Origin of the sequence: Arthrobacter sp. zg-Y919 (genome assembly GCF_030142045.1) — a bacterium.
Classification (GTDB): domain Bacteria; phylum Actinomycetota; class Actinomycetes; order Actinomycetales; family Micrococcaceae; genus Arthrobacter_B.
This window is the reverse complement of the sequence record NZ_CP126242.1, coordinates 2,339,685-2,360,383: the sequence shown is the minus strand read 5'-3', so window position 1 is coordinate 2,360,383 and position 20,699 is coordinate 2,339,685. Positions and strand designations below refer to the sequence as shown.

General features: G+C 66.4%; 18 protein-coding genes. 14 read left to right on the top strand and 4 right to left on the bottom strand.

The annotated features are described in order from the left end of the window. Positions 1-7 precede the first annotated feature (7 nt). Positions 8-955 carry a siderophore ABC transporter substrate-binding protein gene (locus QNO10_RS11025; RefSeq protein WP_229947354.1) on the bottom strand — a complete coding sequence of 316 codons (948 nt, stop codon included), beginning with the start codon at positions 953-955 and terminating at the stop codon, positions 8-10. A gap of 335 nt (positions 956-1,290) precedes the next feature. Here QNO10_RS11025 and groES point away from each other — a divergent pair, with 335 nt between their 5' ends. The 11 genes from groES (at position 1,291) to QNO10_RS14580 (ending at position 15,965) form a co-directional block, all read left to right on the top strand. Next, positions 1,291-1,587 (top strand): co-chaperone GroES, encoded by a 297-nt coding sequence (groES, locus tag QNO10_RS11020; protein WP_229947356.1) that lies wholly within the window; start codon positions 1,291-1,293, stop codon positions 1,585-1,587. Between the two features lie 76 nt (positions 1,588-1,663). After that, positions 1,664-3,274 carry a chaperonin GroEL gene (groL, locus tag QNO10_RS11015; protein ID WP_229947358.1) on the top strand — a complete coding sequence of 537 codons (1,611 nt, stop codon included), beginning with the start codon at positions 1,664-1,666 and terminating at the stop codon, positions 3,272-3,274. Positions 3,275-3,488: 214 nt separating this feature from the next. After that, positions 3,489-5,006 carry an IMP dehydrogenase gene (gene guaB / locus QNO10_RS11010; RefSeq protein ID WP_229947360.1) on the top strand — a complete coding sequence of 506 codons (1,518 nt, stop codon included), beginning with the start codon at positions 3,489-3,491 and terminating at the stop codon, positions 5,004-5,006. Between the two features lie 155 nt (positions 5,007-5,161). After that, the gene (locus QNO10_RS11005) at positions 5,162-6,301 is read left to right on the top strand and encodes a GuaB3 family IMP dehydrogenase-related protein (RefSeq protein ID WP_229947363.1); all 1,140 of its coding nucleotides are present in this window, start codon (positions 5,162-5,164) and stop codon (positions 6,299-6,301) included. Positions 6,302-6,400: 99 nt separating this feature from the next. Then, the gene (locus QNO10_RS11000; RefSeq protein WP_229947365.1) at positions 6,401-8,125 is read left to right on the top strand and encodes a glycerol-3-phosphate dehydrogenase/oxidase; all 1,725 of its coding nucleotides are present in this window, start codon (positions 6,401-6,403) and stop codon (positions 8,123-8,125) included. Between the two features lie 102 nt (positions 8,126-8,227). Continuing rightward, a complete protein-coding gene (locus tag QNO10_RS10995) occupies positions 8,228-8,704 on the top strand; it encodes a PTS sugar transporter subunit IIA (RefSeq protein ID WP_269437810.1) in 477 nt (158 codons plus the stop codon). Between the two features lie 86 nt (positions 8,705-8,790). Beyond that, entirely contained in the window at positions 8,791-9,609 is an 819-nt protein-coding gene (locus QNO10_RS10990) for an SURF1 family protein (protein ID WP_229947366.1), read from the top strand. Beyond that, the gene (locus QNO10_RS10985; RefSeq protein WP_229947368.1) at positions 9,606-10,022 is read left to right on the top strand and encodes a DUF3817 domain-containing protein; all 417 of its coding nucleotides are present in this window, start codon (positions 9,606-9,608) and stop codon (positions 10,020-10,022) included. The genes QNO10_RS10990 and QNO10_RS10985 overlap by 4 nt, the downstream gene beginning before the upstream one ends. Positions 10,023-10,105: 83 nt before the next feature. Beyond that, positions 10,106-11,695, top strand: coding sequence for a glutamine-hydrolyzing GMP synthase (gene guaA / locus QNO10_RS10980; protein WP_229947370.1), 1,590 nt, complete (start codon positions 10,106-10,108; stop codon positions 11,693-11,695). A 157-nt stretch (positions 11,696-11,852) separates the two neighbouring features. Then, on the top strand, positions 11,853-15,707 hold the full coding sequence (locus tag QNO10_RS10975) for a DUF4011 domain-containing protein (RefSeq protein WP_331460322.1): 3,855 nt from the start codon (positions 11,853-11,855) through the stop codon (positions 15,705-15,707). 3 nt (positions 15,708-15,710) lie between these two features. After that, a complete protein-coding gene (locus tag QNO10_RS14580; RefSeq protein ID WP_349665744.1) occupies positions 15,711-15,965 on the top strand; it encodes a hypothetical protein in 255 nt (84 codons plus the stop codon). 103 nt (positions 15,966-16,068) lie between these two features. Here the strand turns inward: QNO10_RS14580 and QNO10_RS10970 are convergent, their stop codons facing one another. The 3 genes from QNO10_RS10970 to QNO10_RS10960 all read right to left on the bottom strand — a co-directional run bounded on the left by QNO10_RS10970 (position 16,069) and on the right by QNO10_RS10960 (position 18,051). Beyond that, positions 16,069-16,797, bottom strand: coding sequence for an SAF domain-containing protein (locus tag QNO10_RS10970; RefSeq protein ID WP_229947372.1), 729 nt, complete (start codon positions 16,795-16,797; stop codon positions 16,069-16,071). Between the two features lie 272 nt (positions 16,798-17,069). Further along, entirely contained in the window at positions 17,070-17,381 is a 312-nt protein-coding gene (locus QNO10_RS10965) for an FmdB family zinc ribbon protein (RefSeq protein ID WP_229947373.1), read from the bottom strand. A 52-nt stretch (positions 17,382-17,433) separates the two neighbouring features. Next, the gene (locus QNO10_RS10960; protein WP_229947375.1) at positions 17,434-18,051 is read right to left on the bottom strand and encodes a 5-formyltetrahydrofolate cyclo-ligase; all 618 of its coding nucleotides are present in this window, start codon (positions 18,049-18,051) and stop codon (positions 17,434-17,436) included. 67 nt (positions 18,052-18,118) lie between these two features. Between QNO10_RS10960 and galU the strand changes: the two genes are divergently transcribed. The 3 genes from galU to QNO10_RS10945 all read left to right on the top strand — a co-directional run bounded on the left by galU (position 18,119) and on the right by QNO10_RS10945 (position 20,692). Beyond that, positions 18,119-19,024, top strand: coding sequence for a UTP--glucose-1-phosphate uridylyltransferase GalU (gene galU, locus QNO10_RS10955; RefSeq protein WP_229947378.1), 906 nt, complete (start codon positions 18,119-18,121; stop codon positions 19,022-19,024). 6 nt (positions 19,025-19,030) lie between these two features. Further along, the gene (locus QNO10_RS10950; protein WP_229947380.1) at positions 19,031-19,645 is read left to right on the top strand and encodes a GNAT family N-acetyltransferase; all 615 of its coding nucleotides are present in this window, start codon (positions 19,031-19,033) and stop codon (positions 19,643-19,645) included. A 105-nt stretch (positions 19,646-19,750) separates the two neighbouring features. Further along, on the top strand, positions 19,751-20,692 hold the full coding sequence (locus QNO10_RS10945) for a hypothetical protein (protein ID WP_229947382.1): 942 nt from the start codon (positions 19,751-19,753) through the stop codon (positions 20,690-20,692). Positions 20,693-20,699 lie beyond the last annotated feature (7 nt).

The following is a 20,699-nucleotide window of genomic DNA, read 5'->3' as shown; positions in this document are numbered from 1 at the left end:
GGTGCGGTTAGAGAGCGTCGTGGACGGTGTTAACCATGGTGTCCACGTTGTTCAGGCCGTATCCGACCAGGTACCAGCTGGCGGAATCCAGCGGAACGATCTTGCCGTTCCGGGAAGCGTTGGTGCTCTTGACCAGCCCGTTGTCCAGCACTGCGGAGGCGGCTTCACCGGAGGTGCCGACGGCAACGTCGCGGTCGATCACGAACAGGTGGTCCGGATTGGTGTCTGCAATGTAGTTGAAGGAAACCGACTCGCCGTGGGTTCCTTCGGACTTGACCTCGGCTGCGGGTGTCACGCCGAGGACGTCGTGGATGATGCCGAAGCGCGAACCGGCGCCGTAGGCAGTCATTTCCCCGCCGCTGGTCATCACGATCAGGCCGTTGCCGGCGTCGGCCGCCAGTTCCTTGGTGTCCTCGACCTTGCCCTCGAGGGCATCCAGCTTTTCTTCGACCAGATCTTCCTTATCGAAGATGCTGCCCAGGGTCTGGGTGTTCTTCTTGAAGGAGTTCCAGGCATCGGCGTTGTCGACGCTCAGGTCAATGGTGGGAGCAATCTTGCTCAGTTCCTCATAGGAGTCGGCAACCCGGCCGGAAATGATGATCAGGTCGGGGGCGCCGGCGTTGATCGCCTCGAAGTCCGGCTCCTTCATGCTGCCGATCTTCGTGATCTCCTCGGCACCGTACTGGGACAGGCTCTCGGGGAAATTGGCGGCGGGCACGCCGTCGACGTCAATGTCGAGGGCATCCATCGTGTCGAGGGCACCGAGGTCGAACGTGTAGACGGTCTCCGGGTTCACCGGTACGTCGGTGCTTCCCTGTGCGTGCTCGACCGTCACCGTCGAGGCCTGGGTCGACTCGGCGTCGGCATTGGCGTCTGCTGCTTCGGTGGAGCAGGCGCTGAGCGCGAGGAGGGACACAAGGGCGGTTCCGGCCAGCAGGCGGGACTTGATGATCATGGGGGCTCCGGTGAGAGTCGATGTGCCTATCCGGGGATTAGGTCACAGAAATGTTTTCTAATGGTGCGCGCAGATGAAAACTATCCCGGTGAGGTAAACCTAAGCAAATCCCCCTTCGGCGGGGGCGCCCCGGCAGGCAGGGGAGGGCCCCGCTGTTTGCGCTACTCGCTGGCACTCGCCTTGACCGAGTGCTAACCGTTGCATAAAGTCTGAGTTAGCACTCCGCACGTGAGGGTGCTAACTCCCGAAGGGAAAGCGCGAACCGGCACCGCGACGACGGCCAGCGCCAGACCAACGGCCCCATTCCGTTAGAAACTACGCAAAGGAGAGCCCGAGTGTCGGTCTCTATTAAGCCCCTTGAGGATCGTATTGTTGTCCGCCCGCTGGAAGCCGAGCAGACCACTGCTTCCGGCCTCGTTATCCCGGACACTGCAAAGGAAAAGCCCCAGGAGGGTGAAGTAGTTGCAGTTGGACCCGGCCGCGTTGACGACAACGGCAACCGCATCCCGGTTGACGTTGCCGAAGGCGACGTAGTCATTTACTCCAAGTACGGCGGAACCGAAGTCAAGCACAGCGGCCAGGAATACCTGGTTCTCTCCGCCCGCGACGTGCTGGCCGTCGTCGTAAAGTAGTTCCCCTGGAAAACCCCGGCCAAGATTCTGGCCGGGGTTTTCTGATGCAGATGTAGTTGTCGGAAAGGACACACACATGGCAAAGCAGTTGGAGTTCAATGACTCCGCCCGCCGCTCGCTCGAAGCCGGCGTCGATAAGCTCGCCAACACCGTCAAGGTGACCCTCGGCCCGCGCGGCCGCAACGTCGTCCTGGCCAAGACCTGGGGCGCTCCCACCATCACCAACGACGGCGTCACGATCGCCCGCGAAGTTGAGCTGGAGGATCCCTACGAGAACCTCGGCGCACAGCTGGCCAAGGAAGTAGCCACCAAGACCAACGACGTTGCCGGCGACGGCACCACCACGGCCACCGTGCTGGCCCAGGCGCTGGTCAAGGAAGGCCTGCGCAACGTAGCAGCCGGTGCTGCCCCCGGGCAGCTCAAGCGCGGCATCGAGGTGTCCGTGGACGCCGTTGCCAAGCGCCTGCTGGAGAATGCGAAGGAAGTTGAAGGCAACCAGGTTGCCCACGTTGCCGCAATCTCCGCACAGAGCACCGAGATCGGCGAACTGCTGGCCCAGGCGTTCGACACGGTCGGCAAGGACGGCGTGATCACGATCGAGGAGTCTTCCTCGACGCAGACCGAGCTGGCCATCACCGAAGGCATGCAGTTCGACAAGGGTTACCTCTCGCCGTACTTCGTCACCGATCCGGAGCGCCAGGAAGCCGTCCTCGAAGACGCACTGATCCTGATCAACTCCGGCAAGATTTCCTCCGTTGCCGAGTTCCTGCCGCTGCTGGAAAAGGCGCTGCAGACCTCGAAGCCGCTGTTCATCATTGCCGAAGACGTCGACGGGGAAGCCCTGTCCACCCTGGTGGTCAACAAGATCCGCGGCACCCTGAACGTTGTCGCTGTGAAGGCGCCGGGCTTCGGTGACCGCCGCAAGGCCATGATGCAGGACATCGCGACCCTCACCGGCGCACAGGTGGTCAGCCCCGACCTCGGCCTGAAGCTGGACCAGGTTGGCCTTGAGGTGCTGGGCTCCGCCCGCCGCATCACGGTCACCAAGGACAACACCACCATCGTTGACGGCACCGGCTCCGAAGCCGACGTCGCCGACCGCGTGGCACAGATCCGCGCCGAGATCGAGCGCACCGATTCGGACTGGGACCGCGAGAAGCTGCAGGAGCGCCTGGCCAAGCTGTCCGGCGGCATCGGCGTCATCCGCGTCGGTGCGGCAACCGAGGTGGAACTGAAGGAAAAGAAGCACCGCATCGAAGATGCTGTTTCCTCCACCCGTGCCGCACTCGAAGAAGGCATCGTGGCCGGCGGCGGTTCCGCACTGGTCCACGCTGCCCGCGCACTGGACACCGATCCGGAGGTGACGAAGCTGGAAGGCGACGCCGCCACCGCCGTCGGCCTGGTCCGCCGTGCACTGGCCCAGCCGCTGCGCTGGATCGCCGAGAACGCAGGTTCCGAAGGCATGGTCGTCGTTGCCAAGGTCGGCGAGCTGGAAGTCAACAACGGCTTCAACGCCGCCACCGGCGAGTACGAAGACCTGATTGCCGCCGGCATCATCGACCCGGTCAAGGTCACCCGTTCGGCACTGCGCAACGCCGCCTCGATCGCTTCGCTGGTGCTCACCACCGAAGCCCTCGTGGTGGAGAAGCCCGCCGAAGAGGATGAAGGCTCCGGCCACCAGCACTAACCGCTGACCGCACATATCAGTGCGGAACGCATCCTGGGCCCCGTCTTCCGGAAACTGCTTCCGGAGGCGGGGCCTTGTGCATTTCCCGTGGCGTCTCTCACAGGCGGTGAATACCTTCGGGATGGAATAGGGGTAGGCGCCCTTTCGTTTTACGATAGGTGCAGGCTAAAACGGGCCTTCTCCTTCCTCTCGTCCCCCCGAAAGAGGCGCAGCTTTGAGCCAGCAGTACCCAGAACATGATCCGTTCGGCTTCGTCGGCCTGACCTACGACGACGTCCTCCTGCTGCCCGGCCCCACGGATGTTATCCCTTCCGAAGCCGACACCAGCTCACGGCTGTCCAAACGCATCACGGTTCAGACCCCGCTGCTCTCCGCCGCGATGGACACCGTGACCGAATCCCGGATGGCGATCGCCATGGCCCGCCAGGGCGGCCTCGGCGTCATCCACCGCAACCTTTCGATCGCCGACCAGGCCGAACACGTTGACCGGGTCAAGCGCAGTGAATCCGGCATGATCACCAACCCGGTGACGATTTCCCCCGACGCCACGTTGTTGGAACTCGACGACCTCTGCGCGCATTTCCGGGTCTCCGGGCTGCCGGTGGTTGACGCGGACAACACGCTGCTGGGCATTGTTACCAACCGCGACACCCGCTTCATTCCCCGTTCGGACTACCCGAACCGCAAGGTCGAAGAGGTCATGACCCGCATGCCGCTCATCACCGGCCGGGTCGGCATCAGCGCCGAAGAGACCATGGAGCTGCTGGGCAAGAACCGGATCGAGAAGCTGCCGTTGGTGGACGACGCCGGCAAGCTGCAGGGCCTGATCACCGTCAAGGACTTCGACAAGGCCGAGCAGTACCCGCTGGCGACCAAGGACGACGAGGGCCGGCTGCGTGTCGGTGCGGCCATCGGCTTCTTCGGCGACGGCTACGAGCGGGCCATGTCCATGGTCGAAGCCGGCGTCGACATCCTCGTCGTCGACACAGCCAACGGCCACAGCGCCGGCGTGCTGGAAATGATCGCCCGCCTCAAGAAGGACCCCGCCGCCGCGCACGTTGACATCATCGGCGGCCAGGCAGCCACCCGTGAGGGCGCCCAGGCACTGATCGACGCAGGCGCCGACGCCATCAAGGTAGGCGTCGGACCCGGTTCCATCTGCACCACCCGCGTGGTTGCCGGTGTGGGCGTTCCGCAGATCACCGCGATCTACGAAGCCTCCAAGGCAGCCATCCCCGCCGGTGTTCCGCTGATCGCCGACGGCGGCCTGCAGTACTCGGGCGACATCGGCAAGGCCATCGTGGCCGGCGCCGACACCGTGATGCTCGGCGGCCTGCTCGCCGGTTCGGCGGAAAGCCCGGGCGACCTGGTCTTCGTCAACGGCAAGCAGTTCAAGTCCTACCGCGGCATGGGCTCGCTGGGAGCCATGCAGTCCCGGGGCAAGAACACCTCCTACTCCAAGGACCGTTACTTCCAGGCCGACGTCCCCAGTGACGAGAAGCTGATTCCGGAAGGCATCGAGGGCCAGGTGCCCTACCGCGGCCCGCTGTCCGCCGTGGCGCACCAGCTGGTGGGCGGCCTGCGCCAGACCATGTTCTACACAGGCGCACGCACTATTCCCGAGCTCAAGGCCAAGGGCAAGTTCGTCCGGATCACACCGGCCGGCCTGAAGGAATCCCACCCGCACGACATCATGATGACGGCCGAGGCACCGAACTACGGCCGCCGGTAACACCGCTCCACCGCCAAGGGCAGCTTCTGCGCACACCGCGCAGGGCTGCCCCTGCGGGTTAAGGGCAGGAACTTCCGCCCCGGCGCATCATGCCGTTACCGTCTGGCCACATGAACTTTCCGGCGTACGCCCCGCACTGGGATAACCTAGGGGACGTGAGTAACGAGATTGAAATTGGCCGAGGCAAGCATGGGCGCAGGGCCTATTCCCTGGATGACGTGGCAATAGTGCCCTCGCGGCGCACCCGCGACCCACAGGATGTTTCAATCAACTGGCAGATCGATGCCTACCAGTTCGAGATGCCGGTGATCGGTGCGCCGATGGACTCGGTGATGTCGCCGGCGTCGGCCATCGCGCTCGGCAGGCTCGGTGGCCTCGGTGTGCTGAACCTGGAGGGACTGTGGACCCGCTACGAGGATCCGCAGCCGCTGCTGGATGAAATCGCGGCCCTCAGCAGCGACAACTTCAACCCCGCAGCCACCGCCCGCCTGCAGGAAATCTACTCGGCTCCCATCCGGGCCGAACTGATCAGCTCCCGCCTGGCCGAAATGCGCGACGCCGGGGTGACGGTTGCCGGGTCCCTGACCCCGCAGCGCACCCAGGAGTTCTACAAGACCGTCCTGGCAGCCGGCGTCGACGTCTTCGTTATCCGCGGCACCACCGTTTCGGCCGAACACGTGTCCAAGACCGTTGAACCGCTGAACCTGAAGCAGTTCATCTACGAACTCGACGTCCCGGTGATCGTTGGAGGCGCGGCGGGCTACACCCCGGCACTGCACCTGATGCGTACCGGCGCGGCCGGCGTCCTCGTCGGCTTCGGCGGCGGCGCGACCACCACCACCCGCCGGGCCCTGGGCATCCACGCCCCGATGGCCACCGCCATCTCCGATATTGCCGAGGCACGGCGTGACTACATGGACGAGTCCGGCGGACGCTACGTGCACGTGATTGCCGACGGCGGCATGGGCACCAGCGGCGACATCATCAAGGCCGTCGCCATGGGCGCAGACGCCGTGATGCTCGGTTCCGCACTCGCCCGCGCCGAAGAGGCACCCGGCCAGGGCTGGCACTGGGGCCAGGAAGCGCACCACAGCGAGCTGCCGCGCGGCGACAGGGTCCGGCTGGATACCGTCGGACCGCTGAAGGAAGTCCTCTGGGGTCCCTCCCACCACACCAACGGCACCTCCAACCTCATGGGTGCGCTGCGGCGGGCCATGGCCACCACCGGGTACTCGGACCTGAAGGCGTTCCAGCGTATTGAAGTGCTGGTCTCGCCGTACCAGTACAACCTGTAGTTCCTTACAGCGCAGGAATTCCGGCAGCGCTGACAAAGCGGGTGCGCAGTGCCTAGAGTGGACGCAGCTACGGCAGGACCCTAGAGAGGAACCTGGACCATGACTGCAGATGCCCTGAGCCCCGAGTACCGGACCGAGGCCATGGACACGCTCCGGGCCACCACCCGGCCAGGTAATGAACTGGACATCCTGATTGTCGGCGGCGGTGTGGTTGGGGCCGGCGCGGCCCTGGACGCGGTGACGCGGGGGCTGAAGGTCGGCATGGTGGAGGCCCGGGACTGGGCGTCGGGGACATCGTCGCGTTCGTCCAAGCTCATCCACGGCGGCCTGCGCTACCTGGAGATGCTGGACTTCGCGCTGGTCCAGGAGGCACTGAAGGAACGCGGCCTCCTGCTGCAGCGCATCGCCCCGCATCTGGTGAAGCCCGTGCCGTTCCTGTATCCGCTGACCCGGCGGTTTATTGAACGCCCCTACGTGGGCGCCGGCATTTTCCTGTACGACACCCTGGGCATGACCTCGGGGAACTCCCGCGGGGTGCCGATGCAGAAGCACCTCACACGGCGCCAGACCCTGCGGATGGCACCGAGCCTGAAGGATGACGCCATGGTGGGCGCCATCCGCTACTACGACGGCCAGGTGGATGACGCCCGGTACGTGGCCACCATGGCGCGCACCGCCGCGCACTACGGAGCCGCCGTCGTCAACCGCCTCGCCGTCGTGGACTTCCGGCGCGAAGGGGAGCGCGTGGTGGGTGCCCGCGTCCGGGACCAGGAGACCGGCGAGGAATTCGACATCGCGGCCAGCCAGGTGGTTAATGCCACCGGCGTGTGGACGGATGAAACGCAGGCCATGGTGACCGACCGCGGACAGCTGAAGGTCCGTGCCTCCAAGGGTGTTCACCTGGTGGTTCCCCGGGACCGGATCCAGTCCACCGTGGGCATGATCCTGCGGACGGAAAAATCCGTGCTGTTCGTGATCCCGTGGGGCAGGCACTGGATCATCGGCACCACCGACACCGACTGGAACCTGGACAAGGCCCACCCGGCGGCCACCTCGGCGGACATCGACTACATCCTGGAGCACGTCAACCTGGTGCTCAAGACCCCACTGACCCGCGAGGACGTTGAGGGGGTGTACGCCGGCCTGCGGCCGCTGCTTGCCGGGGAAAACGATTCCACCGCCAAGCTTTCGCGCGAACATGTGGTGGCCCACCCGGTACCGGGACTCGTGGTGGTGGCTGGCGGCAAATGGACCACGTACCGGGTCATGGCCAAGGACGCCGTGGACGAGGCGGCACGGGCACTTGATGAGAAGGTCCCCGAAAGCTGCACGCAGACCATCCCGCTCCTGGGTGCGGTGGGCTACAAGGCGGCGTGGAACCGCCGGCACCGCACGGCTGATGAGTACGGGGTGCATGTGGTGCGGGTGGAGCACCTGCTCAACCGCTACGGCTCCATGGCCTATGACCTGCTCGAGCTCATCAAGGCGGACCCGACCCTCGCGGAACCGCTGCCCGGAGCCGACGACTACCTGCGCGCGGAAGTGGTTTATGCAACCACCCACGAAGGTGCCCGGCACGTCGAGGACGTCCTGGCCCGGCGCACGCGCATCTCCATTGAGGCCTTTGACCGCGGCGTCTCGGCCGCTCCGGTGGCCGCGGACCTGATGGCACCGCTGCTGGGATGGGACCTGGAACGGGTGCAAAGCGAAGTCGCGCATTATCTGGCGCGGGTCGACGCGGAGCGCCTCAGCCAGGAGCAGCCGGACGACACAAGTGCCGACGCCGCGCGGCTGGCCGCCGAAGACATCGCCCCGCGCATCTAGCGCTGGTTGCTGCGGATCCATGGAAACGAAGAATGCTCCTTGAACGAACAACAGTCTCCGGCCCCTGAAACCCCTCCGGACTCCCGGACGGGAGAAGTCTCCCTGCACGAATCGGGGGCGGTCCTGACCGAGCCCGGGCTGGTGATCCTCGAAATGGAAGCCGCAGACCGGTACGACGCCGCGGCGCAGCTGGCCGAACGGTTGTACCGGGCCGGGCGGATCACCGATCTGGAGGGGTTCCTGGAGCAGGTCCGCGCCCGGGAACACCAAATGGCCACCGGCCTGCCCGGCGGAATCGGCCTGCCGCATGCCCGGAGTGGCTACGTCAAGGAAACCTCCATAGCGGTGGGCATCACCCGCTATGGCCACAGCGTGGATTTCGGCGCCTCCGACGGCCCTGCGACCGTGGTCCTGCTGATCGCAACCCCGGCGGCCTCCTTCTCCCATCACCTGGAGGTCCTGGCCACCCTCGCCCGGTCCCTGTTCCGGCCGGCCTTCCGGGATTCCCTGCGCCGGGCCAACGATGCGGAGGTCATTTCCGAACTGATCAACTCCTCCCTCGTCTTTTTTGACCACTGAGGCTTCCTGGGTGCTGAGGTTTCCTTGACCGCTGGGCCCGGAGCGGGCATTGGGTTTTCTACAGCTTGACGAAGTACCGTTAACGAGTGCTCAAAACTGCCCTGCAGCCGCGATGGATCGCCGGCCTGCTCTTTGCCCTCGTTATCTCGACGGTCTTTGTGCTGTTGAGCCAATGGCAGTTCTCCAGTGCCGAATCGGAGGAGTCCGGCGAACCCCGGGCCACCGAAGACGTTCGGCCGCTGACTGAGGCCTTCACACCGGGCAAGCCCATGTACGAGACCGAAGCTGACCAGATGGTCTCCCTGACCGGGACATTCGACCCCGACCGGTCCGTCCTCGTGGAGGAGCGGCTCCAGGACGGCGAGATGGGCTACTGGGCCGTGACCGCCTTCAACGTCGACGGGGCACCCGCCGGCGAATTCATTCCGGTGGTCCGCGGCTGGGTCTCCGATCCGGAGGACGTCACCGAGGCACCCGACGGCGCCGCCGCCGTCGTCGGCCGCCTGCTGCCTTCCGAGGCTCCGCTGCCGGCCACACCCGAGGAGGGCCGCGTGTCCGCGCTCTCCACCGCCGAACTGATCAACCTCTGGGATGCTCCCGCCTACGCGGCGTTCGTCACCGCCACGGAGATCACCGTCGACGGCGCAGCAGCCGACCAGGGCAGCATGGAGACCGTGGTGGTGGGTGCCCAGCCGGAGGACACCCCGGTCAACTGGCTCAACATCTTCTACGCCCTGGAATGGATCGTTTTCGCCGGCTTCTCGGTCTTCCTGTGGTGGCGCCTGGTCGCCGACGAGCACCGCCGCAGCCTCGAGGATGACGAGTATGAGGACGAGTACGACGACGAGTATGAAGACGCATCCGAACCCGAAAACGACCACCCCAGCAGCGAGGTAACCAAGTGACCGAATCCGCAAGCACCGCCAAGGCACCCAGGAAAAAGAAGCGCCGGTTTGGGGGTACCCACGCCCAGATCCGCTCGGCCCTGAAGTTCTACAAGGTCTTCTCCTACGTCACCGGTGTACTGCTGCTCGCCCTCGTGGTGGAGATGATCGCCAAGTACGGCTTTGACACCGAGATCATTGTCGGCGGAGTGAATCTTTCCATCGGCGTGCTCATCCTGCACGGCTGGATGTACGTGGTGTATCTGCTTTCGGACTTCCGGTTGTGGCAGCTGATGCGCTGGCCGTTCTCGAAGTTCATCCTGATTGCGCTCGGCGGCGTTGTGCCGTTCCTCTCCTTTGTGGTCGAAGGCCGCATCCACAAGCAGGTGCTGGCCGAGCTCGAAGCGCATCCTGAAGCGGCCAAGCGCTACTAAGGCAGTGTTGAGCCGCCGGTCCCCGGGGCCGGCGGCTCCGCGCCGGTGTGCATGCCCGGCGGCAGGCCGACTATCCTTGGAACGTGACTAATCCCGCGACTGATCCCATTGAAGAGCGGCCCGTCCTTGTTGTGGACTACGGAGCGCAGTACGCCCAGTTGATTGCCCGCCGGGTGCGCGAAGCAGACGTCTACTCCGAGGTGGTTCCCCACACCTACAGCACCGAGCAGCTGCTGGCGAAGAACCCGGCTGCCATTATTCTTTCCGGCGGCCCCTCAAGCGTTTACGCCGAGGGCGCCCCCAAGGTTGATGCCGACCTGTTCGAAGCCGGCGTGCCGGTCTTCGGTATCTGCTACGGCTTCCAGGCCATGGCTGCCGCCATGGGCGGCAAGGTCGCCAAGACGGGGCTGCGGGAATACGGGTCCACCGACGCACGCGTCGTCGGCGGCGCCCGGTCCATCCTCGAAGGCACCCCCGAGGAGCAGAACACCTGGATGAGCCACGGCGACAGCGTGCAGGAAGCACCCGAGGGCTTCGACGTCCTGGCCAGCACCGCCGGCGCGCCCGTCGCTGCCTTCGCCAACGAGGCGAAAGGCCTCTACGGCGTCCAGTGGCACCCCGAGGTCAAGCACTCGGCCCATGGCCAGGCCGTCCTGGAGAACTTCCTCTTCAAGGGCGCCAAGCTCGAACGCAGCTGGACCACCGGCAACATCGTCGAAGAGCAGGTCGCCCGCATCCGCGCCCAGGTCGGCAACGCCCGCGTCATCTGCGGCCTGTCCGGCGGCGTGGACTCCGCAGTGGCCGCAGCCCTGGTGCAGCGTGCCGTCGGGGACCAGCTCACCTGTGTGTTCGTTGACCACGGACTGCTCCGTGAAGGCGAAGCCGAGCAGGTGGAGCGGGACTTCGTGGCTGCCACCGGCGTCAACCTTTACGTTGCCAACGAGCAGGAACGCTTCCTCACTGCCCTGGCCGGCGTCTCCGACCCGGAGACCAAGCGCAAGATCATCGGCCGCGAATTCATCCGTGCCTTCGAAGAAGCCGAGCGGGCCATCATGGCCAAGGCCGAGGCAGAGGGCGAACCCATCCGTTTCCTGGTCCAGGGCACCCTATACCCGGACGTCGTCGAATCCGGCGGCGGCGAGGGAGCAGCCAACATCAAGAGCCACCACAACGTGGGCGGGCTTCCGGAAGACATGAAGTTCGAACTGGTTGAGCCCCTGCGGGCGCTCTTCAAGGACGAGGTCCGCGCCGTGGGCGCGGAGCTCGGCCTGCCGGCCGAAATTGTTGGACGCCAGCCCTTCCCGGGCCCCGGCCTGGGTATCCGCATTGTGGGTGAGGTCACGCACGAGCGGCTGGAACTGCTGCGCCGCGCGGACGCGATTGCCCGCGCCGAGCTGACCAGCGCCGGACTGGACGACGAAGTGTGGCAGATGCCGGTCGTGCTGCTGGCCGATGTCCGCAGCGTCGGTGTGCAGGGTGACGGCCGGACCTACGGCCATCCGATCGTGCTGCGGCCGGTCTCCAGCGAAGACGCGATGACCGCCGACTGGTCGCGCCTCCCGTACGATCTGCTGGCCCGCATCTCCAACCGCATCACCAACGAAGTGGACGGAATCAACCGCGTTGTGCTGGACGTCACCAGCAAACCGCCGGGCACAATCGAGTGGGAATAGCCTAAAGGGGACAGGGGACGGCCGTTTCGGCCGTCCCCTGTGTTGTCCCTGAGCTGTCCCCGCGTTGCTATGTTCGGGAAACCCCGCCCGACGCGATAGTTTTGAAGGTATGCCAATTTGGTCGAAAACGCGCGGAAGTGCAGAAAAGAGGGCACTAGTGTCTGAGCAGAATACCGGGGAGAATCCCTCGGACTTCCTGCTGCCGTGGCTGGGACAATTGGGACAGCACGCCGGAACGGACACCTTGCTCCATTTCACCCCGTCCGCCGCCAACAGCATCGACCTGACGCACGCGCATCCTTCCGGGCTGGCACAGCTGCTCGCCGGCCGCCGGACCCGCCTGTCCACCCTGCTGCGCGATCCCGACCAGTACGGTGCCGCCATGAAGGCAGGCCGCCTGCTGCGTGCGAAGATCTACGAGCTGGGCACCGACCGCGGCATCGACGTCGGCTACATGGCTGCCGGCACGGCGTCCTGGCGCTACGCCTCGGACGAAGCGCTCCGCCCCGAGTCCCTGACCGCCCCCGTGCTGCTCACGCCGGTAGCCCTGACGGTCCATGCTTCGCAGGATGACTACGAGCTCCAGCTGACCGAAAAGGCAGCACTGAACCCCGCGCTGGTCCGCCACCTGCAGCACGAGCAGGGCCTGGACATCGACGTCGACGCCCTCACCCGGCTCGCCTACGGCACGGCACGCTTTGATCCGCACCCGGTGCTGGAAAAGCTCCGCGCCGTCACCGGCAGTGTCCGCGGGATCAACATCGAGCACCGGCTGCTGGTATCGACATTCGCCGACCTCTCCGACCCCAGCGAAGACCCCGCACTGGACCCCGCGCATCCGATCCTCCGCGCACTCATCAACGCGGCCCGGGACGGCTCCGCCGGCCCCGCCACCGCCGCACCGCTGGACCTGCCGGCACTGGATGAGCGCGACCCCGCGGATGAGCTGCTTATCCTCGACGCGGACCGGCAGCAGCAGGAAGTCCTGGACCGCATCAATGCGGGCCAGTCGCTGGTGGTCTCCGCCCCGGCAGGCACGGGACAGACCCAGACCGCACTGAACGCCGTCGCGGCCCTGGCAAACGCCGGCAAGTCCGTGCTGGTTGTAGCCGAACGGCGCAGCACCCTGAACCAGTTCGTTTCCGAGCTGGACGCGCTGCAGCTGGGCTCACTTGTCCTGCAGGTCAACGCCGGACTCACCCAGCAGCAGCTGAAGGACCAGCTGGTCCGGGCCATCGTGCGCAACGAAAAGTCGCAGGCTCCGGAGCTGAACAGCCTGCACAAGGTCCTGCTCGAGAACCGCCACCAGCTGCGCGACCACGTAAAGTCGCTGCACAATGTCCGCAGCCGCTGGGGCTGCTCCCCGTACCAGGCCATGCAGTCCCTGGCCGAGCTGACCTCCATGAACCCGGCGCCGGCCACCACCGTCCGGCTCAAGCGAAGTGTCCTGGACAGCATCACCGACCGCACCGAACTTGGCGGCCGGCTGCGCCGCGCCGCTGAGCTCGGCAGCTTCAGCCGGGCTGCCACGGCGAGCCCGTGGTACGGCGCCAAGCTGCTCAACCGCAAGGAAACGGAAGAGGCCTACGAGCTGACCCAGACCCTTGCCGCGGACCTGCCCGCCCTGCGCGCCAAGGTCCAGGACGTGGCCGAACACTCCGAAATCCGCCTCGGTGAAACCTTCGCCCAGTGGGGCGAGCAGCTGGAACTGCTGGTGGCCGTGCGCGAAAGCCTGGATAAGTTCACCCCGGACATTTTCGACCGGCCGGTAACCGACCTGATTTCCGCCACCGCATCCTCGTCCTGGCGCCGTGAGCGCGGCATCGACATGAGCTCCATGACCCGCTCCCGCCTGCGGCGCGTGGCCAAGGAATATGTCCGTCCCGGCGTGCACATTTCGGACCTGCACGCCTCCCTGGCGGAGGTCCAGCAGCAGCGTGCCGTCTGGACCCGTTACGCGACCACCCAGCGCCACCCGTCGGTGCCCACGGGCCTGGCGGAAATCAACCGCTCCTACCTTCTGGTGAAGCGCCAGCTGGATACCCTCACCGGCATCCTGGCGGAGACGCCGCAGCATCCGGACCTGGCCTCGCTGCAGCTGGACGAACTCGAGAAGCAGCTCAGCCAGCTGGCGGGGGACCGCGAAACCCTCGAGACGCTGCCCGAACGGACCCTGCTGCTCGACGAAATGCGTGCACAGGGCCTGGGGGAGCTGCTGGACGATCTGGCCAAACGCGAGGTCCAGCCCCGCCACGTCGGCTACGAACTGGAACTGGCCTGGTGGCAGTCCGCGCTTGAAGCCATGATCAGCGGAGACGACTACCTGGCCATGTCCGACGGCAACAGCCTGCGCCGCCTGGAAGCGGAATACCGGCTGGCGGACAACGCCCATATCGCCTCCGGCGGCTCCCGCCTGCGCTGGAGCCTGGCCTCGCGCTGGCGCGCCGGCGTCGCGGCATCAAGGGGTGCGGCGGAGGACCTGCGTGAGCTCATCAAGGACGGCGAGCTTTCCCTCGAAAGCCTGTCCGAAGAGTCCGAGGAACTCGTCTCGGCCCTCCTGCCGGTCTGGGCGGCAAGCCCTCTGGTGCTTCCGATGGTGCTGCCCGAGCACCGCCGCTTCGACACCGTGGTCCTGCTCGACGCCGAGTCCACCAGCCTGCAGTCCGCTATCCCGGCCCTGGCCCGCGCCTCACAGGTGATTGCCTTCGGCGACAGCTGCCTCGGTGGTCCCCGTCCGTTCACGATTGGCGTGGAACCCGCCGGGACCCAGCCGCAGCACGTGGACCTGGTCAGCGCCTTCGAAGCGCTGGAACGGGTCCTGCCCACCCGATGCCTCTCCACCGTCTACCGGGGCACCGACAAGGCACTGCTGCGCCAGCTCAGCGATTCCTTCTATGGCGGCCGGCTCTCCATGATTCCCAGTGCGGACGAGGTCACCACCGGCCACCGTTCCCTCTCGGTGGAATACCTGCCCGACGGCACAGGCATGCCCAGCTCGGACCACGAAGGCGTCGAAAGCGTCGCAGCCGAGGTCAACCGGGTGGTTGACCTGGTCTTCGAACACATCCGGCGGCGCCCGCACCAGTCCCTGGGTGTCATCACCGCCAGCCCGCGCCATGCGGTGCGGGTGGCAGAGGCGATCCGGGTCCAGATGGCCAACTTCCCCTGGGCGGCCGATTTCTTCACGGCGAAAGCCGAGTCCTTCCGGGTTGTTCCGGTGGACCGTGCCGTCGGCATGGTCCGGGACTGCGTGATCTTCTCCCTCGGGTTCGGCCGGACTCCGCATGGCCGTGCCCTGCATAACTTCGGCCCGCTCTCGGCACCGGACGGACGGAAGAAGTTCGTCACGGCCATGACGCGGGCACGCTACAAGCAGCATGTGCTGACCTGCTTCCAGCCCGCAGACCTGGACCGGACCCGGCTGGGCTACGGTGCCCTGGACTTCTACGAACTCATCAAGCGTGAGCTCGAGCCGGAGACCGGAAGCCGGGAAGCACCAACCGGCGGCGGGATCCTGGAAGAAGATCCCTTGGTCGCGGACCTGGTGGGCCGCCTGCGTGAGCGCGGCGCCAAGGTGTGGGACCACTACGACGGCGGTGCCATCGACATTGTTGCGGCAGCTCCGCATTCGGCGGACCCGACGGGCAATCCCGCCCCGCTGGCCATTGAATCCGATGGCACCGAACGGTACCGGGCCATGTCCGTCCGCGAACGCAGCCGGCTCCGGCCGCAGCTGCTGGAACGCCGCGGCTGGAGGTACATGCCGTTGTGGACTATTGAAGTCTTCAGCGACCCGTCCGCCTGCGCCGATCTGGTCAGCCGCTCCCTTGAGCTGCCGGAAATCCCCGTGGGCCAGCAGCCCGTACCCCGCACTGCCGGGGAGGGTTCCGGCCGGACCCGCCCCGCGGAAGATCCCCGGGTAGGCAAGCAGGTCAAGGTCACCCCGCACGGAAGCAGCCGCATGCGCGAACGGAGGGCGGGGTCAGGCCCCGACACCGCCGCAGGAGAGTGAGCTATGACGGACGATCCAGTTCGGCCTGAAGAAGCGGGGGAGCCCGGAGCCGCGGCACAGCCGCAGGCTCCGGGGCCCTCGGCCGCACCCCGCAGGCGGGGGAACCGGCGCGCGGTTTCGGCGGGTCCCGCCGGCGTGCTGCCGGTGTCGGCCAAAGAAGACAATCCCCGGGCCTGGGGCGCCCCGCCCGAGGATACGGAGGATACCGGGGATACCGAGTCTTGGCTGCGTGAGCAGCGCCCCCCGCATTGGGAGTAGCCGGGCGCCTGCCGGTGTGTCCGGGGAGTAGCCGGCAGCCTGCCGGGAGCCTGCGCGGCCCGGATTGCTGGCCGGACTCCGGCAGTCCGGCTGATCCGGACAGCTAACCCGTCAGGACCAGATGGATGCCGCCCGTCCCGGAGGCGGCAGTGAGCCGGGCTGCGTTCTCCCGGTCCGCAGCCACGACCACCAGGCCTTCGCCGCCGCCGTTTCCCGGCCAGCCGCCGGCAGGCTCAGCTCCGGACACCCACAGCACCGGTACAGAGAAGGCCAGGACAACCGCACCGTTTCCGTCCCCAGGGGTTATCCCCGTATTCCATGCCGTGTCGGCGCCCGCCACCACATTAACCAGCTGTCCCGGCCTCAGGAGCCCGAGGACGGATGGGTCTGCCGGGCGGAGCGGCACGGCGACCGAACCTGCCGGAGCACCGGTCAGGAGACCCGGTCCGGCCAGGGAAAGCTGTGTGACGGGACTGCCCCGGAGCAGCGGAGTCGCGAGTCGATGGCCAATGAGGGAATCAGGATGGTTCCGGGCGCCAGGCGGCACCGCTTCGGCGGGCACCCGGACTGTCTCCAAGGCCCCGGCGTCCAGAAGCGTACCTGCGGGGAGGTCCCGGGCGGCCTGGACCAGTACGGAGCGCGCCGCGGTGCCGGGGACCAGCGACTCTACTGCCGACCCTGCCGCGGCACAGCAGGCCAAGGCTGCCAGCAGGCGGCGGTGGCGGACAAGGAAGCGCCGGAACCTGGAGAGGCGGTCCACGGAGCCTGCGGACGGCCGGGGAAACGCGGCAGTGCCGGAAGTATTTCGGCTGGGGGAGCGGCGCAAAGACATGCCGCCACGCTAGCCACCGGGCATCCCGGGGCAGGTGCAGCTTCCGCGGATGTGGTCCCGGAGCGGCCGACCTGCACCCCGGCGCCGATGTGGAGGACAAGTCGAAGCAGGACGGCCGGCCGGAAGCCTGGATGCGGGCCCTGAACTCCGCTGCGAAAAACTCCGCTGCGAAAAACTGCGGGCCAGGCCGGCTGGAAAGGCCTGCCCGGAAGAGCCGGCTGGGTAGGCCGCCGGAAGACCCGGCTGGGTAACCGTGCCGGAAAAGGCGGTACTTAGGCCTGGGAACCGGTGGAGCTTGAAGCGGGCGACGCTGCCGGGGTACTGCTGCCCGACGTGGACGTGGACGCAGGTGCCGAAGCCGTGGAACCCTCGGTCTTGGACGGGGTAGCCGGAACGCTGGAGGCGGCCTCACGTGAATCGGTGCGGTAGAAACCGGAGCCCTTGAAAACAACTCCGACGCTGTTGAACTTCTTCCGCAGCCGGCCGCCGCACTCGGGGCAGACCGTCAGGGAGTCTTCGCTGAAGGACTGCTGGATATCGAACGAATGGGTGCAGTCCTTGCAGGCGTAGGCATACGTGGGCACTCTGGTAATCCTCCTTGGACACTCTCAGGCTGGCACTCTCAAGCCTTGAGTGCTAAGTATACATGTGCCCGGCGGGCACCCCCCGCCAGCTGGACGGCGTCAGGACCGCATCCACGGGCGCATCCAGGGGTGTCGTTTCAAAGCTTCCGGCCGGGACATACTCGTGCTCAAAAACCACCGCGACCGCCGGGACCGGATTGCCGTCCGCCCTCAGTCCGGCCAGGAAGCGGTCATAGTATCCGCCGCCCTTACCCATGCGTCCGCCCGAAGAATCCGCTGCCAGCGCGGGAACGAAAACCAGCCCGAGGTCCGGAAAGTCGGAGACGGCATGCCGCGGGCCAACGGGCTCCAGAAGCGAGGCGTGCAGTCCAGGCGCCAGCTCTATGCCCGGTGACCATTCGCACCAGGACAGCCGGCGGCCGGGTTCACACACCGGCACCAGCACCCGGTATCCGGACCGGAAGAGCTCCTGCAGCAAGGCTCCCGTGCCGGGTTCGGTCCCGGTCGAGAGGTAACCGGCCACCGTGCCACCGGCGGGCACCACTTCCTGCACCCCGCGCAGCCCGAGACGGGCAAGACCTGCGGCGGCTTCGGCCCTCTCCGTCTCGGTCAACTCCCGACGCGACTGCAGATAGTCCCTTCGGGCCTGTTCCTTGTTCAACGAGCGCATATCCCTATTCTCTCTACCAGCATGCTTATTTGGTGCAACGTGAGCGGTGTTGGGTACGCTTACCAGCATGACCACGTCACGACGCACTGTAACCAAAGCCGTAATCCCAGCCGCCGGGCTGGGCACCCGCTTCCTGCCTGCCACCAAGGCGATGCCCAAGGAAATGCTCCCCGTGGTGGACAAACCCGCCATCCAGTACGTGGTCGAAGAAGCAGTCAATGCCGGCATGCCGGACATCCTGATGATCACCGGACGCAACAAGCGCTCCCTCGAGGACCACTTTGACCGTGTTCCCTTCATCGAAAAGACGCTTGAAGACAAGGGCGACCTTGAAAAGCTCGCGATGGTGCGGGCGGCATCCGAGCTCGGGGAGATCCACTACCTCCGCCAGGGCGATCCCAAGGGACTGGGCCACGCAGTGCTGCGGGCCAAGCTGCATATCGGTGACGAACCCTTTGCCGTCCTCCTCGGAGACGACCTGATCGATGCGCGCGACGACCTGCTCGAAAAGATGGTTGAAGTCCAGGCCAAGACCGGCGGATCCGTGATCGCCCTGATCGAAGTGGATCCGGAACAGATCAGCGCCTACGGCTGCGCCGACATTTCCGTGGTCGAGGGCGAGGACTACGTCCGCGTGAACAAGCTCGTGGAAAAGCCCGACGTCGAGGACGCACCCTCCAACCTTGCCGTGATCGGCCGTTACGTGCTGCACCCGTCGGTCTTCGGAGTCCTTGAAGAGACCGGACCCGGCAGGGGCGGGGAAATCCAGCTGACGGATGCGCTGCAGACACTGGCTGCCGCCGAAGGCGAAGGCGCCGGCGTGTATGGCGTGGTCTTCCGCGGCCGCCGCTATGACACGGGCGACAAGCTGAGCTACCTCAAGGCAGTGGTGTCCCTGGCGTCCGAGCGTGAGGACCTTGGACCGGCCCTGAGGGACTGGCTGAAGGACTTCACCGGAACTCTCGAAGACTAAGTACCAATGCAGGGCTCATGGCCGGTGACGCTGGAGAGTGACGACGTCATTCTCCGGCCGATCCGGCACCGTGACCGGCGGGAATGGACCGAGGTCCGGTCCCGGAACGCCCGTTGGGTGGGTCCGTGGGAGGCCAGCAATCCCGTCCTGGGCGGGGAACCGCCTACCTACGGCGACATGGTGCGGAGCCTCAACCGCCAGGCCCGCCAGGACTCGGCCCTGCCCTTCGTTATCACCGAGCGCAGGGATCCCTACCGGCCGCCGGCGATCGTCGGGCAGCTGACAGTCTCGACGATCGTCTGGGGGTCGGCGCGGATGGCCACCCTGGGGTACTGGGTGGACCAGGAGCGGGCCGGCCGCGGCATTGTCCCCACGGCTGTGGCCCTGGCCACGGACCATTGCTTCCAAGCACTGGCGCTGCACCGGATGGAAATCAACATCCGCCCCGAGAACGCCCCGAGCCTCCGGGTGGTGGAAAAACTCGGATTCCGGGACGAGGGACTGCGCGAACGGTACCTGCATATCGACGGCCACTGGGCAGATCACCGCAGCTTCGCCCTTACCGCCGAGGAGGTCCCCGAGGGCCTCCTGAACCGCTGGAAGTCCCGCAGGGCACTCTAGTTAACTATTTTCACAGCAGACACGCCGACACACCGGTCCGAATGCAGGTGGGCGCGCCTCCAAGCTTCTACCGTCGTAGATGTGGACTTCCCTCTTAATCACTCCGTGAACAGCTCATTGGTGCTGGCGCTTGCCGTTGCACTGTGGCTGGTGTGGGTAGGTCCCTATTTCCTTAGCCGTCCACCTGTTTTCAGCGCATCGGCTGCCCGCGTCCGTCCGGCCGCCAAGTCCATCCACCCGCCCGCCTCACCCGACAAGGGGTCCCAGGGGATCATCATGAACAACATCAGCAATACACCCAGCGGGGGCGGGTCTACGCAGTTTTCCACCCAAGGTCAGCAGCCTGCGCCCCAGGCGCAGCCGGCGCCGGTCTTCCGTATCCGTATGGGCCGGACAGTCCTCGCTGCCGCAGGACTCCTCGCTGTGCTCACAGTGGTGGGCGGCACGCTCCTCGCGGCGCTCACCTCCGTGTCCTGGCTGCTCCCCGCCGCAGGGTTGGCAGGTCTGGCGGCGGTAGTCGCAGCGCTTCGCTCGCTCGCACTGCGGGACCGCCGGCGGAAGGTCGAAAACGCCTTCCGGGCCGCCATGGGACCGGAACCGCGCCAGCGCCGGACAGCCGCCGAGCTGCCGACAGAAGCGCAGGCCCCTGCGGTGCCGGCCGAACCGCAGCCCGAAACGGTCCTTTTCGACCGCGAATCCACCTCTGCACCCAGCGGAACCGCCGTCGAAGCCAAGGCTGCGCCCAGGTTCACAGCCGAGGAGCTGCGGGCCGAAGCCTTGAAGGTAGCTGCCGCTGTGCACATGCCGCCGCGGCCCAGCACCACACCGTGGCAGCCTGTTGAGCTGCCGAAGCCGGTTTACGTTGATGCGCCCAAGGCCGAGCGGCCCGCGCCCGAGCCGATCGTCCTGCCCGAAACGCCCCGGTCCCTGTCCAAGACTCCGCTGCGTCCTGCTACGCCCCCGGCCCTGCCCGCGCAGGCGGACCAGGCACGTCCGGAGACCGGCAAGATCAACCTGGACGACGTCCTGCAGCGCCGGCGGGCCTAAGGGCCTG